17 protein-coding genes are annotated in these 14,678 nt (G+C 69.2%); 4 read left to right on the top strand and 13 right to left on the bottom strand.

Annotation, left to right across the window (positions count from 1 at the left end):
- Positions 1-6: 6 nt before the first annotated feature.
- The 3 genes from TRAD_RS10975 to leuB form a co-directional block, all read right to left on the bottom strand.
- Positions 7-534 (bottom strand): MogA/MoaB family molybdenum cofactor biosynthesis protein, encoded by a 528-nt coding sequence (locus TRAD_RS10975; protein ID WP_013178685.1) that lies wholly within the window; start codon positions 532-534, stop codon positions 7-9.
- Positions 535-568: 34 nt separating this feature from the next.
- Complete coding sequence (locus TRAD_RS15360; protein WP_013178684.1) at positions 569-1,504, bottom strand: alpha/beta fold hydrolase; 936 nt, start codon at positions 1,502-1,504, stop codon at positions 569-571.
- 273 nt (positions 1,505-1,777) lie between these two features.
- Positions 1,778-2,863, bottom strand: coding sequence for a 3-isopropylmalate dehydrogenase (gene leuB / locus TRAD_RS10965; protein ID WP_013178683.1), 1,086 nt, complete (start codon positions 2,861-2,863; stop codon positions 1,778-1,780).
- An 85-nt stretch (positions 2,864-2,948) separates the two neighbouring features.
- Here leuB and TRAD_RS10960 point away from each other — a divergent pair, with 85 nt between their 5' ends.
- On the top strand, positions 2,949-3,335 hold the full coding sequence (locus TRAD_RS10960; RefSeq protein WP_013178682.1) for a DUF5329 family protein: 387 nt from the start codon (positions 2,949-2,951) through the stop codon (positions 3,333-3,335).
- Between the two features lie 9 nt (positions 3,336-3,344).
- On the opposite strand, the gene leuD is transcribed toward TRAD_RS10960, so the two are convergent.
- From leuD to TRAD_RS10915, 9 genes are all read right to left on the bottom strand, one after another.
- On the bottom strand, positions 3,345-3,941 hold the full coding sequence (gene leuD, locus TRAD_RS10955) for a 3-isopropylmalate dehydratase small subunit (RefSeq protein ID WP_013178681.1): 597 nt from the start codon (positions 3,939-3,941) through the stop codon (positions 3,345-3,347).
- 1 nt (position 3,942) lies between these two features.
- Positions 3,943-5,382 (bottom strand): 3-isopropylmalate dehydratase large subunit, encoded by a 1,440-nt coding sequence (leuC, locus tag TRAD_RS10950; RefSeq protein ID WP_013178680.1) that lies wholly within the window; start codon positions 5,380-5,382, stop codon positions 3,943-3,945.
- Positions 5,383-5,810: 428 nt separating this feature from the next.
- A complete protein-coding gene (locus TRAD_RS10945) occupies positions 5,811-6,416 on the bottom strand; it encodes a DUF3618 domain-containing protein (protein ID WP_013178679.1) in 606 nt (201 codons plus the stop codon).
- Positions 6,413-6,826, bottom strand: a complete 414-nt coding sequence (locus TRAD_RS10940; protein WP_013178678.1) for a phage holin family protein — start codon at positions 6,824-6,826, stop codon at positions 6,413-6,415. Before TRAD_RS10940 ends, TRAD_RS10945 begins: the two co-directional genes overlap by 4 nt.
- Positions 6,827-6,828: 2 nt before the next feature.
- Positions 6,829-7,374: a YtxH domain-containing protein gene (locus TRAD_RS15355; RefSeq protein WP_013178677.1), complete on the bottom strand. Its 546-nt coding sequence runs from the start codon at positions 7,372-7,374 to the stop codon at positions 6,829-6,831.
- A 301-nt stretch (positions 7,375-7,675) separates the two neighbouring features.
- Positions 7,676-8,071, bottom strand: coding sequence for a DUF2089 domain-containing protein (locus tag TRAD_RS10930; RefSeq protein ID WP_013178676.1), 396 nt, complete (start codon positions 8,069-8,071; stop codon positions 7,676-7,678).
- Positions 8,068-9,003 carry a DUF4097 family beta strand repeat-containing protein gene (locus TRAD_RS10925; RefSeq protein ID WP_013178675.1) on the bottom strand — a complete coding sequence of 312 codons (936 nt, stop codon included), beginning with the start codon at positions 9,001-9,003 and terminating at the stop codon, positions 8,068-8,070. The genes TRAD_RS10930 and TRAD_RS10925 overlap by 4 nt, the downstream gene beginning before the upstream one ends.
- 47 nt (positions 9,004-9,050) lie before the next feature.
- A complete protein-coding gene (locus TRAD_RS10920; RefSeq protein ID WP_013178674.1) occupies positions 9,051-9,251 on the bottom strand; it encodes a hypothetical protein in 201 nt (66 codons plus the stop codon).
- A gap of 334 nt (positions 9,252-9,585) precedes the next feature.
- Positions 9,586-10,314, bottom strand: coding sequence for a 5'-methylthioadenosine/adenosylhomocysteine nucleosidase (locus tag TRAD_RS10915; protein ID WP_013178673.1), 729 nt, complete (start codon positions 10,312-10,314; stop codon positions 9,586-9,588).
- A gap of 192 nt (positions 10,315-10,506) precedes the next feature.
- Between TRAD_RS10915 and TRAD_RS10910 the strand changes: the two genes are divergently transcribed.
- The 3 genes from TRAD_RS10910 to TRAD_RS10900 are packed head-to-tail and all read left to right on the top strand — an operon-like array spanning position 10,507 to position 13,455.
- Complete coding sequence (locus TRAD_RS10910) at positions 10,507-11,637, top strand: type III polyketide synthase (RefSeq protein WP_041947259.1); 1,131 nt, start codon at positions 10,507-10,509, stop codon at positions 11,635-11,637.
- Positions 11,637-12,326 (top strand): class I SAM-dependent methyltransferase, encoded by a 690-nt coding sequence (locus TRAD_RS10905; RefSeq protein ID WP_013178671.1) that lies wholly within the window; start codon positions 11,637-11,639, stop codon positions 12,324-12,326. The genes TRAD_RS10910 and TRAD_RS10905 overlap by 1 nt, the downstream gene beginning before the upstream one ends.
- A complete protein-coding gene (locus TRAD_RS10900; RefSeq protein WP_013178670.1) occupies positions 12,316-13,455 on the top strand; it encodes an FAD-dependent oxidoreductase in 1,140 nt (379 codons plus the stop codon). Before TRAD_RS10905 ends, TRAD_RS10900 begins: the two co-directional genes overlap by 11 nt.
- 54 nt (positions 13,456-13,509) lie before the next feature.
- Here TRAD_RS10900 and TRAD_RS10895 read toward each other — a convergent pair whose 3' ends face one another.
- On the bottom strand, positions 13,510-14,673 hold the full coding sequence (locus tag TRAD_RS10895; protein WP_013178669.1) for a glucose-1-phosphate adenylyltransferase family protein: 1,164 nt from the start codon (positions 14,671-14,673) through the stop codon (positions 13,510-13,512).
- Positions 14,674-14,678 lie beyond the last annotated feature (5 nt).

The raw sequence follows: 14,678 nt of genomic DNA, 5'->3' as shown, positions 1-14,678 counted from the left end.
CCCGCGTCACTCCGGTTGTCCCTGCCGGAAGACCTCGTAGACGAGGTGCCCGAGCTGGTCGCGCAGCAGCCCTTCCCACGCGGTCTGCACGGCGTTGCGTGACCCCGGCAGGGCGAAGATGAGCCCGCCGTCGGCGAGCCCGCCGACGGCGCGCGAGAGCATCGCCGCGCCGCCCACCTCGCGGTACGAGAGCATCCGGAAGAGTTCGCCAAAACCCGGCAGCGGTTTTTTGAGGAGCGCTTCGACCACCGGCACCGTCACGTCGCGCCCCGCGATACCCGTGCCGCCCGTCGAGAGGACCACCTGCGCGCCCGCCGCGAAGAGCGCCGCGAAGGCCCCCCGGATCGCCTCGGCCTCGTCGCGCACGAGCCGGCGGGCGACCACGCGGTGCCCGGCAGCGGTGAGGCGCGCCTCGAGGTAGTCGCCGCTCGCGTCGGTCGCCGGGGTTCGCGTGTCGCTGATCGTTAGCACTGCCGCCGCGACCCGCTTCGGCGCGGCGGCGAGGTGGGCGTCGGCCGCTGTGGCGTCGTTCATCCCTCTAGTTTCGCACACCCTCCCCGGTGGCGCGCTACTCCCTCAAAAAATCCAGCAAGGCCTCGTTAAAGAGCCCCGGCCGGTCCTCGTTGGGGAGCAGCTTGACGCCGCGCACGGGGAGGAAACGGGTCTGGGGCCGCGCCCGCAAAAAGTCCTCGGCGTCGCCGATGGGGGTGTTCGTCGCCTCGGTGCCCCAGAGGATCAGCGTCGGCTGCTCGACGCGCGGCCACAGGTCCCGCACGCTCTGGTCGAGGTTGCCGCTGATAAACGAAAACACCACCCACCGCGCCCCCGGTACCCGCAGGTTGCGGTCGTAACTCTCCAAGACCTCCGGCGTGAGACTTTCGCGCCCCGCGTAGGCGTCGAGGAGAAAAAAGCGCTGCGAGCCGGGGTCGAGCAGGAAAGCGTTGAGCACGCTTCCCAGGGGGCCGCGAAGGCGGTCAAAGGCGGCGACGCGCGCCGCGTCCTGCGGCCTTGCGAGGCGTTCGTAGCCCGTCGGCGCGATCAGCACGAGTTTGGAGATGAGCTCGGGCCGCTCCACCGCCACGCGCACCGCGTACGCCGCGCTGAGGCCGTTCGCGACGACCGCCTTGGGGCCCCCCGGGAGGCCCTCCAAAAACGCCGTGAGCTGCCCTACCAACAGGTCCTGGGTGTAGCGCAGCTCGGGGCGGCTGCTCCCGCCAAAACCCAGAAGGTCGGGGACAAAGACCCGGAAGCCCGCCGCGGCGAGCGCGGGCGCGTTCTGGCGGTACTGAAAGCCGCTCGAGCCGCCCCCGATGCCGTGCACCAACACCACCGGCGCCCCCTCGCCGAGAACCTCGTAGTAGGTGCTGAACGCGCCATAGGCCACGCGCTGCGGCGTCGCGCCGCGAATCACGGGCGTGACGTCATCAAGAGGCACGTCTTGCGGGGCGAGAGCGGGGGCGCAGGCGGTGAGCAGCAGGAGGAGGAGCCAGGGGAGGGGTTTCATAGGGCCGTTATAGCACCCTCGGGGAGCCGTTACGGGGAGCACGGACGTCAAGCGGCAGCCCCTTCCGGTTTTGTGGGGATGGCCTCTAGCAGCGCGTGCCAGTCTTGAGGCTGCCCAACCCCCACAAAGGGCACATCGGTGGGGACCCGCTTGCGAGGACGCTGAAGCAGGTGGGCATCAGCCGCGACGAGTGGTCGGGTCGCCCCCGCTGAGCTTGGTCGAAGCCGTCGGGTGGCGCGCGGACAGATGCTTTGCGCGCCACCCCTTGGCTCGCTACGAACGCACCGGCGTCGGCAGCGCCTTAAGCACCGCCTCGGTAAACGCCTCCGTCCCCCGGCTCCCCCCCAGGTCCGTCGTCGGGTCCTCCTCGAGCGCCGTCTGCACCGCGGCCTCGATGGCGCTCGCCGCCTCGCCCTGATCCAAGCTGTGGCGCAGCATCATGGCGGCGGACAAGATGGTACCCACGGGGTTGGCGACGCCCTTGCCCGCGAGGTCGGGGGCGGAGCCGTGGACGGGTTCAAAGAGGCCGGGGCCGTCACCGAGGCTGGCCGAGGGCAAGAGCCCCAACGAGCCGGGGATCACGGCGGCGAGGTCGCTCAAGATGTCGCCGAAGAGGTTGGCGGTGACGATCACGTCGAACTGCCGCGGGTCGCGCACGAGCTGCATGGCGGCGTTGTCGACGTAGAGGTGGTCTAAGGTCACGTCGGGGTAGCTGCTCTCGTGGACGCCGACGACCACGTCGCGCCAGAACTGCGACACGTCGAGGACGTTGGCCTTGTCCACGCTCGTCACGCGCCCCGAGCGCGTCCGCGCGGCCTCAAAGGCGACGCGGGCGATGCGCTCGACCTCGCCTCGCGTGTAGCGGTCGGTGGAGACGCCCTCGGTGGGGGTGTTAAAGCTCGGTTTGCCGAAGTAGATACCCCCCGTGAGCTCGCGCACGATGAGCAGGTCCGTGCCGCGCGCGACCTCGCTCTTAAGGGGGGAGAGGCCTTCGAGCCCCTCGAAGACCCGCACCGGGCGGAGGTTGCTGTAGACGCCCAGGTGTTTGCGGAGGTTTAAGAGCCCCGTTTCGCAGCGCCGCTCGCGGGGGAGCGCGTCCCACTTCGGCCCGCCGACGGCGCCCAAGAGGACCGCGTCGGCGCCCGCAACGGCCGCTCTCACCTCATCCGGGAAGGGGTGGCCGCACGCGTCGATGGCGGCGCCGCCAAAAGCGAGGTGGGAGAACGCGAAGCGCAGACCGTACGCCTCACCCGCGGCCCCTAGCACGCGCAGGGCGGCGCTGACGACGTCCGGGCCGATCCCGTCTCCGGGCAGTACGGCAACGTTGTAGGTCACGTGGTCATGGGTCACGTGGGTCATGAGGTCTCCTTTCCTGGCGCCTTGGGGTTGCGCGCCGTGCGCTGCCCAACCCCTTGGGGCGCCCTCAGCGGGGTAAACTGCCCCCATGAAGCGCGTGTGGTGTGCGGCGGTCGGGGCCTTGGTGCTCAGTGTGGCGCCTTGGGGCATCTCGGCGCCGTCCGGGTTGCCGCCTGCGGTCGCGCTCGAGGTCGCGCACCTCTTTGACTACCTCGCGACCTCCGAGTGCACCTTTATCCGTAATGGCCGGGTGCACACGGCCCAGGAGGCGGTGGCGCACCTCGAGCGGAAGTATCACCACCTGCTCGAGCGCGGCCTCATCACCTCGGCGGAGGCGTTTATCGAGGGGGCGGCGAGCAGGAGCAGCCTTACGGGCCGCGCCTACCAGGTCGCGTGTCCGGGCGAAGCGGTGCAGGAGAGCGCCGCGTGGTTTGCCGCCGAACTGGCGCGGTTGCGTAGCGGCGATCCGCGCTAGCCCCTAGCCTCACAGGTAGGGGAGACGCGCCGCCGTCTGGCGGATCGCCTCGTCGGCCTCTAAAAGCTCGGCGATGGGGTCCCAGCGCCCCTGCGTCAACGCCTCGCGGGCGCTCTCGCGGACCGTTACGGGGAACACCCTCTCGCCCACCGCCACGGTGCTGTTCGCCACGTCCACCGTGACAGGGGTCTGCGGGTCAGTTTCAATGAGGCGGGCCATCTCGGCGATCTGCGCGCGCGTCGCCGTGACGCAGGGCATCCCCAAGGTGACGCTGTTGCCGAAAAAGATCTCGGCGAAGCTCTCGGCGACCACCGCGCGGATGCCGAAGCGGTACATCGCCTGCGGCGCGTGCTCGCGCGAGGAGCCGCAGCCGAAGTTCTCGCCCGACAACAGGACGCTCGCACCCGCAAAGCGCGGGTCGTTTAAGGGGTGGTCTTTGGGCGTGCCGTCCTCGTGAAAGCGCACGTCGTAGAACATGTACTGCCCGAGCCCGTCGAAGGTCACGCACTTCATAAAGCGCGCGGGGATGATGCGGTCGGTGTCGATGTCGTCGCCGGGGACGAAGACGCCGCGCCCGGTCACCCTAGTAATCGGTGCTAAGGCCATCTTAAGCCACCGCCTCCTGGCGCACGCCGAAGACCTCTCGAGCGTCGCTCACCTCACCCGTCACCGCCGCCGCCATGACCATGACCGGGCTCATCAAGACGGTGCGCCCCCTGACGCTCCCCTGCCGCCCTTTAAAGTTGCGGTTGCTGCTCGAGGCGCAGAGCTGGTCGCCGACGAGCTTGTCGGGGTTCATCGCCAGGCACATGCTGCACCCCGCCTCGCGCCACTCGAAGCCCGCCTCTTTAAACACCTGGTCGATGCCCAGCTCCTCGCACTGGTACTTGACGACCTGCGACCCCGGCACGGCGATGGCTCTCACCCCCGGGGCGACCTTGTGCCCCTTGAGAAAGCGCGCCGCCTCGATAAAGTCCGACATGCGGGCGTTCGTGCAGCTGCCGAAAAAGGCCACATCGATCTTCGTCCCCTTGATCGGCGCGCCCGGGGTCAGCTTCATGTGCGCGAGCGCCTCGGCGACGCTCGCGCGTTCGCTCTCCGGCACCTCCTCGACGCGCGGTACGTTCTCGCCGATAAAGATCGCCTGGCCGGGGTTGATCCCCCAGGTGACCGTCGGGGCGATCTCTTCGGCGCGGATATTCACGACGTCGTCGTAGGCGCACCCCTCGTCCGAAGCGAGGTGCAACCAGCGCTGCACGGCCTCGTCCCAAGCGGCGCCCTCGGGCGCGTAGGGGCGGCCCTGGAGGTACTGAACGGTCTTCTCGTCGGGGTTGACGTAGCCGCAGCGCGCCCCCCCCTCGATCGACATGTTGCAGACCGTCATCCGCTCCTCCATGCTCATAGCGTCAAAGACGCTGCCGCCATACTCGTAGGCGTAGCCGATGCCGCCCTTGACGCCGAGGGTGCGGATGATATGCAAGATGACGTCTTTGGCGTAGACGCCAGGACCCAGGGTGCCGTCGACGTTGATGCGCCGCACCTTGGGTTTACTCATGGCGAGCGTTTGGGTCGCGAGCACGTCGCGCACCTGGCTGGTGCCGATACCGAAGGCGACCGCACCGAAAGCGCCGTGCGTCGAGGTGTGCGAGTCGCCGCAGGCGATCGTCATCCCGGGCTGGGTGATGCCCTGCTCCGGGCCGACCATGTGCACGATGCCCTGCTTGCCGCTATCCGTGTCGAACAGCGTGATGCCGTAAGCCGCGCAGTTTTTGCGCAGCTCGCGGATCATCTCGTCGGCCAAGGGGTCGGCGAAGGGCTCCTCGCGGGTGTCGGTCGGGACGATGTGGTCGACGGTGGCGAAGGTGCGTTCGGGGTAACGGACGCTGAGCCCCAGGTCGCGGAGCATCCCGAACGCCTGTGGGCTCGTCACCTCGTGGATCAGGTGGGCGCCGATAAAGAGCTGCGTCTGGCCGTTGGCGAGCGTTTTGACCGTGTGCGCTTCCCACACCTTGTCGAACAGGCTTTTCGGTCGAGGCTGTGGCGTCATGCGTCCCCTTTCGCGCTAAAAGAAAACCCCCGGGGGCTCCGGGGGGTAGGTGAGTAGACGAGAACGTGCTACGCGGCGACCGCCCCGGTGAAGCAGCGACCCTGTAGAAGGCTTAGGGTGACGCGTACGGCGTCTGGGGCGGGGCGGTAGACCATCAAGGGAAGTATACGTAAGCGTATAGAGGGCTGTCAACTGCAAAGTTATAAGGCGGCCGCCGCCCCGGTACGCGGCCAGCAGGGCAAAACGCGTTCGGCAAGCGCTCTTTAACGGTGACGCTTGGCCGGTGTTTATGCAGCTATGCTTGGCGCTTAAGGGAGCGTGGCGCGGTCTCGCAGCGTCCAGCAGGCCACGAGGGTGCGGCGCCGCACCCTCGTAAAGACGTCTTGAGCTGGTTGGGTTGGATGTCGTGAGTGGTCGGTCACGCCGCGCTACGCGCGGCGGGCGCGCACGACCCGCGAGGTCCGCGAGGGGCGCGGTTCGGCGGGCGGGGGGGCGGATTGGCGCTCCTCTGCGGGCAGCGCGAGGCCGACGAGGAGCCCGGCTAGCACCGTGACGGCGCCTGCTGCGACGGGACGCCTGTCGATCAACCCGCCGAGGCCCTTGCGGCGCCCTCGGCGTGCGCGCTGCGGCGTAGCGGGGTAAGCGCCGGTGCCCTGGGGCGACACCATAACGGTGCGCGCGTCCCGGCCCCTTCTATGCGCCTCGTCGCCCCCCATGGCCAACACGGCGACGCCGAGCCCCACGAGCGTCACGGGGAGCGCGTGGTGCTGCAGGGTCTGGGCGAGGCCCGCGCCGCTCGCGGTCGTCCGCTCGAGGAGCTTGTCGGAGAGTTCGTGCGTGCTTTTAAGAGCGGCGTCCTGCGCGCGCTGCACGGCGCCGCGCGCCTGAGCCGCGAAGCGTTCGGGGCTCAGGTGCCAGCCCAGGTCGTCGAGGTCTCGGCTGAGCGCCTCGCGGGTGCGAGCGATCTCCTCTTCGATCTCGCGCACGCTCTTGTCGGCGTAGGGGTCTCGCTGGGCGGACGAGCGGTCGCTCACCGCACCTTCTCCCGCACCATCTCGGCGTCTTCTTGCAACGTCCGGGCGGTCCGCTCGGGCACGAGCTGGAGCTTTTTCAGCCGGTTAATGCCGATGACGGCCAAGATGGCGCCGATCAGCAGGAAGCCGAGACCCACGACGAGCGCCGCCGCCCAGGGGGCCATCACGAGCGAGAGCGCGAGGATCAGGGCGGCCAGCAGCGCGAGCGTCCCCGCGATCGCCAGCACCGCCCCGATAATGAGCACCACCGCCCCGCCGACGGCTTGGCCGAGGGTCTGGCTAAACTCCTTTTTGGCCAGCGCGACCTCTTGACGGACTAGCAGCGAGACGTCGCTCGCGAGCTTGGACAGCAGCTCGCCCAGGGGGCGCGTGTCCCGCTCGCGCACCTCGCGCGTTCTAGCGTCCGCCATCGTTACGACCGGCTGCTAGAGCTCGAGCGCAAAAACCGCGCGGTGACGAGGCCGACGACGAGCGCGCCGCCGACGAAGAGGCCCGGGCGTTGCCGCGCGAGGGATTCGAGGTCGCTCGCGATACCGCGCAGCCCTTTGCCTTCGATATAGCTCGAAACGCGCTCGACCTGATCGGCGATGCGTTCGGCGTAACCTGCAAGCTCGCCCTGGTTCTCCTCGCGGAGCTGCTCACCCGCGCGGCGAAACGCGTGAGCGACGCTGCTAATCTGCGAGACGACCTGGCCCTTGTTCTGTTCAAACCCCTGTTCGGCGCGCGCCCCAGCTTCTCGTTTGGCGTCGTCGACGCGGGCTTGTACCTGCTCGCGCGCCTCGCTGGTGCGCTCGGCGACCTTTTCACGGACGTCCTCGGCGCGCTCCTTGACCTCCTGCTGCACCTCGTTCGCCTTGTTCTTGAGGTCCTGCGCCGTGTCTTTGGCGGCGTCTTTGAGCTCCTCTTTTTTCTGGTTTCTGTCCTTGTCTTTGTTGTAGCGGTTGTAGTCGTTAGCCACTTCAGGTCTCCGTTTCTCGTGCGCCACCCGGAGGCAGGCGCAAAAGGTTAAGGCCGCTTTATGCCAGATGTGTCAGGCCGAAAAGGGGGGTAATGCGTAAAAAGCCCCCGCTGGCTCATCCTATTGTGGAGAACGGGTGCAGGGTGTGAAAGTACCTGCACTTACAATAGACCCTGCAGCGCCGCCGCGGCGTCGTGCGTCCTCGGCTTCCTCCGCGAGCTCGTCACAACGGCCTCGAGCAACTTGGCGCCCTGTGAGGCCTCGTGGGGTCGTTTTGACCCCTTGCGGTGCGGTCTGCTGGCTAGCGGCGAACCGCTCGCAGGCGTTTGGCGGCCTCGGCGGCGCTGATGTCGCCGCGCTCGAGGGCGCTCAGCACCTCCTCACGGGTGTCGCCCGCCGCGGTGTTGGCGGGCTCGTAGCCAAGAGCCCGCAAGGTCGCCTCGAGCCGCAGCCGCACCGTCGGGTACGAGACGCCCGAGAGACGCTCGACCTCTTTAAGGTTGCCCCGCACCCGCACGAAGAGCCGCAGAAACTCGAGCTGCTCGCCGTTAAGGAGCGCGAACTCGTTGGGGACGAAGCGCCCCTCGATCGTCACGCCGCTCTCGGGACACTCGAGGCGCGTCACCTCCAAGGGTTGCCCCGTGACGGGGCAGCGCGTCGGCATTGGGAGGGGTTTGGCGTCGGGAGCGGGGCTCATCGGGAGCTCTGCGGCCTTTCGGCGCGGAGGGTGGCGCTCCCCGCGATCAGGCGCAGCTCGAGCTTGGCGCGGCCCTCGCCGAGGACGCCCGAGAACTCGGCCGTGCCGAACCCGCGCCCGCGGGTAAAGCCCTGCGGCAGGTCGACGCTTCCTGCCGTGGCCTTGCCCGAGACCAGGACGTCCGAGCCCGCTAGAAAGGTCAAGGTGACGTCGCCGGAGGTCGCGCGCAGCTGCTGCTGCCCCCGCAGGGGGCGCAGCGTCATCGTCACGTCGCCGCTCGTGACGTTCAGGTCGAGGTGCTCGGCGCCCTCGACGGTGAGGTCGCCGCCGGTAAACTTGCCGCGCAGCGCCCGCACCCCCTGGATGGTGCCGTCGCCCGCGAAGAGCCCGAGGTCGAGGCCGTAGCCCTCGGGCAGCCGGACCTCGAGGTTGCCGACGGCGCTGCGCAGTTTGGCGAGCCAGTTGCTTTTCCACTCGAACGGGGTACGCAGGTGGTAGTCGCGACCCTGCTGCTCGACCTCCCCTTCGCCGGTAAACGTCGGCGCCTTGAGGTCAGGGTCGACGGTGACGTGCAGGTCGCCGCAGCCACCGGTGAGTTTGACCCAGCCGCGAACGCCCGACGCGTGCTCGCCCTTGACCTCCGGAGGCAGCGGTGGGGCATTGGGTGCCGGGGGTGGCGTCGGGGTGAGGTGAGGGGCGGGCCCGGACGTCTCATCGCGCTCATGCGCCGGACCGGAGGGGGTGTCGGCACCTCTCGCTGTCGAGGTCGGGCTTTTGTTACCGGCGCTCACGGCCCTTTCAGCGGTCGCCCCTTCGTCGCCGTCACCGAGCGCGTCAAAGAGCAGATCGGCGTCCTCCGGAGTGATGCGGCCCGCGTCGAGCAGGGCCTGAATCCGCTCGCGTTCGCTAAGGGGGATAGGGGCGTCGTTCACGGTGGGTCTCCTTTCGCGTGACGTCCAACGCGGCTTTCACGCGGCGTTTACGTGGCCTTCGGAGCGTGCGGTGCTGAAGGGTTGGGGGCGGGCTCGAGCCACGCCGCGAGGCGGTAGAGGCGGTGGGCGACGCGGCTGCGGAGCGCCCTGCGGGGGAGGAGGTGGGCGCGCGCCGCCTCCTCGCGGTAGCGCGCGAGTTTGTCGTGGGCGTCGCCTAACGCGGAGCTCAGCCTGCCATAGCTCTCCATAAAAACCTCCCGATGGGAGGAATATAAACTAAAAATCATCATTTGTCAATACGTGCTTGCCATAACCGCAAAATTTCCATCACAGGAATCAAATTTGTAAACGGTAGACTAGCATTCTCGAAGCACCGCGGTTCTCCGGCGGCCAGGCGCGACAGGTCGCGTCAAACGCCGGTGTGCCGACACTGCGGTTGTGGGGGCGGTAGGGGCTCACCAGGGGCGTGTTCTACGTCACTGTGACGGCGCGGCACGCGCTGCCGCACGACTCGAGCGCCGTCGGCAGCGTGTGCGCCCGTCGCGCCCCGTCTTGAGGCGAGGATGCGGGCCGACCTTGGGTTCAGCGCCCCGGAAAGCGCTCCAAAACGCCGAGGACGACCCGCTTGGCGCGTTCGGCCGCGAGGGCGGTAAAGGTGCGAAAGTCGGTTTCGGCCCCCTCGTCGGCGCTGTCGCTGAGCGAACGGATGATGACAAACGGCACGCCGGCTTTGTGGCACACCTGCGCGACCGCTGCCCCTTCCATCTCGGCGCAAGCTGCGCCGAACGTCTCGTGCAGCCACCGCCCCTTGGCGGGGTCGGCGATAAATTGGTCGCCCGAAGCGACGCGCCCCGCGACCGCCCGCACCCCCCCCAGGTCGGCGGCCGCCGTGAGGGCCAGCTCGAGCAGGTGCGCGTCGGCCGGCCACGCGGCCCCTTCGCCCGGTATGGTGCCCACGGGGTAGCCGAGCGCGGTGACGTCGACGTCGTGCTGCACGGCGTCGGTGCTGACGACGAGGTCGCCCACCTTAAGGCCGGGCTGAAGCCCACCGGCGACGCCGGTAAAGAGGACGTGTGAAACCCCCCGGAGCGCCAACACTTGTGCGAGAGCGCCTGCGTTGACCTTGCCGATGCCGCACTGCGCGAGGAGCGCAGCGTGGCCGGCGAGGGTCCCCGAAAAGAGCGTAAAGCCGCCTGCGCGTTCCTCACGGGCGTCTTGTAACGCCCCGCGGAGGAGGGTGAGTTCCTCGTCCATCGCGCCGATAATGCCGAAGAGCGTCCCCTTGGGGGGCGCCTTACCCAAACCGGTCATAAGGGCAGTGTACCGTCTAGGTCTTGCCGACGCTCGCTGGCCGTTCTCCGGGAGCGTCGCCCGCAGACCGCCCCCTACGAACCATAGGTTAAGCCCTTGCCACACGCCCAGTATCCGGTAGGCCTCGTGGGTAAGGCGGCAAATGGTACTCGCGCTCTCTACGGCGCGCGGCCCTGGCGCTTACACTGTGGCATGTCCACACACCCCGTTTTCGCCCATGGGATCGCCACGGCTGTACCGGAGGGCGTGGTGCCGCAAGAGGGTGCCCGTGAGGTGCTTAAGCGCCACTTCGGCGACGACCGGTTGCTGCAGCGGCTCGTCCACCGCCTCTACAGCCAGTCGGGCATCGAGACGCGCTACACCGTCGTGCCAGACTTTGTCTTTTCGGCAGCGGGCGCCGCGGGGGAACCCGTGGGCGGCGGCGCGTTTTACGACGCCCACAGCGCCACCTACAAAGCGCCCTCGACAAAGGTGCGCAACGACCTCTATACGGCGGCGGCGCGGCCCCTTTTCAAGGCGGCAGCCGAGCGCGTCTTGGAGGCGACGCCGGGGCTTGGCGCGCGCGACATCACCCACGTCGTGACGGTCTCGTGTACGGGGTTTTTCGCGCCGGGGCCGGACTACTTTCTCGTCAAAGACCTCTGCTTGCACCCCCACGTGCAGCGCTTTCACTTGGGTTTTATGGGGTGTTACGCGGCTTTTCCCGCCCTAAAAATGGCGCGCGCCTTTTGCCAGGCCGACCCCGAGGCCGTCGTGCTCGTGGTGTGCGCCGAGCTCTGCACGCTGCACATGCAGCTCGGGAGCGACCTCGACCGCCTCTTGGCGGGTTCGGTCTTCGCCGACGGGGCGGCGGCCGCTCTGGTGAGCGCGCGCGCGCCGCAGGGGGGGGAGGCGTTTGAGCTGAGCGCCTTTGCCACCACGCTGACCCCCGTCGGCGAGGCGGATATGGCCTGGTCGGTCGGCGACGAAGGCTTCGACATCGTCTTGTCGAGCTACGTCCCCGACATCTTAGAGGCCAACATCGCGAGCGCCGTGGCCCCCCTTCTGGGCGCGATGGGTCTCTCCCAAGCCGAGGTGCAGCACTGGGGGGTGCACCCGGGTGGGCGGGCGATCCTGGACAAGGTCGAAAAGGGGCTGGCGTTACCCGCGGGGGCGCTCGCGCCGTCGCGCGAGGTGCTGCGCGACTACGGCAACATGAGTAGCGCCACCGTGCTCTTCGTGCTGCAAAAGATCGCCGCGCGGGCCGAGTCGGGCGAGCGGGTGTGCGCGATGGCTTTCGGGCCGGGGCTCACCGTCGAGAGCGGCCTTTTGACCAAAGCCTGATGCCCCTCTTTCTGCGGACGCGCGCGCGTCACCTGCGTGAGCGGATGGACGACCCCGCCTGCGACCCCGCGCGGCTACACGCGACCTACGCCCGCTTCGGCGCGGTCAACCGCCTGTTCGCGGGCTGGGGGGTGCTCTACTGCCGCCTGTTGCGCCCGCGCCTCTCGCCGGGCGGCCGCTACCGGCTGCTCGACATCGGTTTTGGCGGCGGCGACATCCCACATCAGCTGGTGCGTTGGGCTGAACGCGACGGCGTCACGCTCGAGGTCACCGCGATCGACCCCGACCCGCGGGCGCTCCACTACGCCCGCACCCTGCCCCCCTCGCCGCGGGTGCGCTTCGAGCGGGCGCACTCGTCGGAGCTCGTCGCGCGCGGCGAGCGCTTCGACGTCGTCATCTCCAACCACCTGCTGCACCACCTCTCCGACGCTGAGCTGCGCGGGCTCTGCGCCGACAGCGTCGCGCTCGGTGAGGTGGCGCTGCACAACGACATCGCCCGCGCCGACGTGGCCTACCTGGGTTTCGCCGCGCTCACGGCCCCCTTTTTTCGCGGCTCGTACATCACCCCCGACGGGCTCACGTCGGTGCGGCGGGCGTTTACCCCCGAGGAGCTCGAGGCGCTCGTGCCGGCGCCGTGGCGGGTCCTCCGCCCCTACCCGTACCGCCTGCTGCTAAGCTATGGCCTCTAAGCTTGACGCCGAGGTGCTCATCGTCGGGGGTGGGCCGGTCGGCCTCTTTATGGCCCTCTGCCTCGCGCGCTTGGGGATCGCCTGCCAGGTCCTCGAGCGCACCACGGCGCCCACCGACCACTCGCGCGCCATCGGCGTGCACCCGCCCTCGCTCGAGCGCTTGGAGCTTCTGGGGCTCGCCCAGGCGTTCGTGCGCGAGGGGGTGCGCGTCGCGCGGGGGCACCTCTTCGTGGGGGGGCGGGTGTTGGGGACGCTCGAGTTTGCGACCTGCGCGCCCCCTTACCCCTTCGTCCTGACCCTGCCGCAGACGCGCACCGAAGCGCTTTTACGCGCGCGCCTCCAGGCGCTCGCCCCCGGTGCGCTCCGGTGCGGCTTCGAGGTCACGGGTCTAACGCAAGGCGCGCGCGGGGTCGCGCTGCGGGGGCTCGAGCGGGGCGACCCCAAAACCCTCCGCGCCGCCTTCGTGGTGGCCGCCGACGGCAAGAGGAGCCTCGTGCGGCGCCTTCTCGGGGTTCCGTTTCGCGGCGGGCCCTACCCCGACACCTACCTGATGGGCGACACCCACGACACGACCCGCTTGGGTACGGACGCGGCGCTCTACTTTACGCGCGCCGGGCTCGTCGAGTCCTTTCCGCTACCCGGCGGCGTCAGGCGTTGGGTCGTCAAAACGCCCACGCTCCTTAAGGGCGCCTCCCCGGAGCTGTTAGAGCGCCTCGTCTGGGAGCGGGTCAGCGAGCGGGCGGAGGCGCACACCAACACCATGCTCTCCGCTTTCGGGGTGCAGCGCTTTACGGCGGCGCGCTTTGTCAAGGGGCGCGTGTGTCTCGTCGGCGACGCGGCGCACGTCCTGAGCCCCATCGGCGGTCAGGGGATGAACCTGGGATGGCTCGGCGCCTGGACGCTCGCCGAGGCGCTCCAAGAGGCTCTGAGGGGGGACGCGGCGGGGCTCGCGCGCTACGACCACCTGCACCGCCGCGCTGCCCGCCTCGCGACCTGGCGCGCGACCTTCAACACCCTCATGGGGCGCGCTACCCCCTTAGACGGCCTGCGCAACGCGCTCGCGTGGACCATCCTGCACACCCCCTTGCGCGCGACCTTCGCCAGGGTGTTTACCATGCGGGGGCTTTAGGAGCTGGGGGCCTGTGGCTCGTGGCTTGTCGTCGCCGTAGCCCCGGCTCCCTCGTCAGTCCGTCGGCGGCACCTCCGCGCCCGCTTCCACCTTGCGGCCGCCGCGGACGCGCGCGTTCATCCCGACGACGGTGAGCTCGCCCTCCCCGCCGACCTGCGCCCCCTTCCCGAAGCGCGCGCCGAGGTCCGCGACCGTTCGGGTGAGGCTCGCCTCCGGGCCGACCTGCACCCCCTCCAACAGCACCGAGTCCACCACGCTCGCCCCCGCTTCGACGACTGCCCCCTCGCCGACGACGCTGCGGACCACCCGCCCCGCGACGCGCGCGCCGGGGGAGACGAGGCTGCTGTCAAGCTCCGCGCCCCGCTCGATGCGCGCCGGGAGCCGCTGCGGGCTGTCACTCAGGATGGGCCAGGCCGGATCGTCGAAGTCGAGGCCCTTGCCCGCCAAGAGGTCCATGTGCCCCTCCCAGTAGCTCTGAACCGTGCCGACGTCACGCCAGTAGCCCGGGAGGGGGTGGGCCAGGACGGTCTCCCGTTCTACGAGCCGGGGGATGAGGCTGTCGCCGTAGTCGGAGAGCGTTTCACCCTCCTCGGCGAGCGCCTCGAGCGTCCCCAAAAGCGCCTCGGTCGTGTAGAGGAACACCTCCGCCGTTACGGTGTCCGTTGCTGGCTCCTCCGGTTTGTAGGCAAAACCCGTGACGCGCTCGCCGTCCGTTTCCACGACCCCGAAGCGTGACGCCTCGCGCTTGTTGACCTTCGTCGTCACCATGGTGAGCGCCGCGTCCCCCGCCAGGTGCCGCTCTAGAACGTCGCGGTAGTCGAGCGTGTAGAGGTGATCGGCGCTCAACACGAGCACCAGGTCGGGCGCGAACTCGCGGATGAGCTTCCGCTGCCGGTAGAGGGCGTCGGCGTTGCCCTCGGCGAACCCCTCCCCCTCGGCACCCTGATAGGGGGGGAGCACCCGCAGCCCGCCGTGGGTGCGGTCGAGGTCCCAGGGCCGCCCGTTCGCGAGGTGGTCGTTGAGCGAGTTTGGCAGGTACTGCTGCACCACCCAGACGTGGGGCAAACCGCTATGGAGGAGGTTGCTCAAGGGGATGTCGATAAGGTGATAGGTGCCCGCGAAGGGCAGCGCCGGTTTGGCGCGCCGCTCGGTCAGGGCGCCCAGGCGGCTGCCCTTGCCGCCGGCGAGGATAAGGGCGAGGACGCGGGGGTACTTCACGCGCG

This window comes from Truepera radiovictrix DSM 17093 (assembly GCF_000092425.1).
In the GTDB taxonomy this organism is placed as follows: domain Bacteria; phylum Deinococcota; class Deinococci; order Deinococcales; family Trueperaceae; genus Truepera; species Truepera radiovictrix.
Note: the sequence above shows the minus strand (reverse complement) of the source record. Positions and strands in the feature narration are given on the sequence as shown.

Coding starts and splice junctions, on each gene's coding strand:
- TRAD_RS10975 (WP_013178685.1), bottom strand. CDS start 534: ATGAACGACGCCACAGCGGCCGACGCCCACCTCGCCGCCGCGCCGAAG.
- TRAD_RS15360 (WP_013178684.1), bottom strand. CDS start 1,504: ATGAAACCCCTCCCCTGGCTCCTCCTCCTGCTGCTCACCGCCTGCGCC.
- leuB (WP_013178683.1), bottom strand. CDS start 2,863: ATGACCCACGTGACCCATGACCACGTGACCTACAACGTTGCCGTACTG.
- TRAD_RS10960 (WP_013178682.1), top strand. CDS start 2,949: ATGAAGCGCGTGTGGTGTGCGGCGGTCGGGGCCTTGGTGCTCAGTGTG.
- leuD (WP_013178681.1), bottom strand. CDS start 3,941: ATGGCCTTAGCACCGATTACTAGGGTGACCGGGCGCGGCGTCTTCGTC.
- leuC (WP_013178680.1), bottom strand. CDS start 5,382: ATGACGCCACAGCCTCGACCGAAAAGCCTGTTCGACAAGGTGTGGGAA.
- TRAD_RS10940 (WP_013178678.1), bottom strand. CDS start 6,826: ATGGCGGACGCTAGAACGCGCGAGGTGCGCGAGCGGGACACGCGCCCC.
- TRAD_RS10930 (WP_013178676.1), bottom strand. CDS start 8,071: ATGAGCCCCGCTCCCGACGCCAAACCCCTCCCAATGCCGACGCGCTGC.
- TRAD_RS10920 (WP_013178674.1), bottom strand. CDS start 9,251: ATGGAGAGCTATGGCAGGCTGAGCTCCGCGTTAGGCGACGCCCACGAC.
- TRAD_RS10915 (WP_013178673.1), bottom strand. CDS start 10,314: ATGACCGGTTTGGGTAAGGCGCCCCCCAAGGGGACGCTCTTCGGCATT.
- TRAD_RS10910 (WP_041947259.1), top strand. CDS start 10,507: ATGTCCACACACCCCGTTTTCGCCCATGGGATCGCCACGGCTGTACCG.
- TRAD_RS10905 (WP_013178671.1), top strand. CDS start 11,637: ATGCCCCTCTTTCTGCGGACGCGCGCGCGTCACCTGCGTGAGCGGATG.
- TRAD_RS10900 (WP_013178670.1), top strand. CDS start 12,316: ATGGCCTCTAAGCTTGACGCCGAGGTGCTCATCGTCGGGGGTGGGCCG.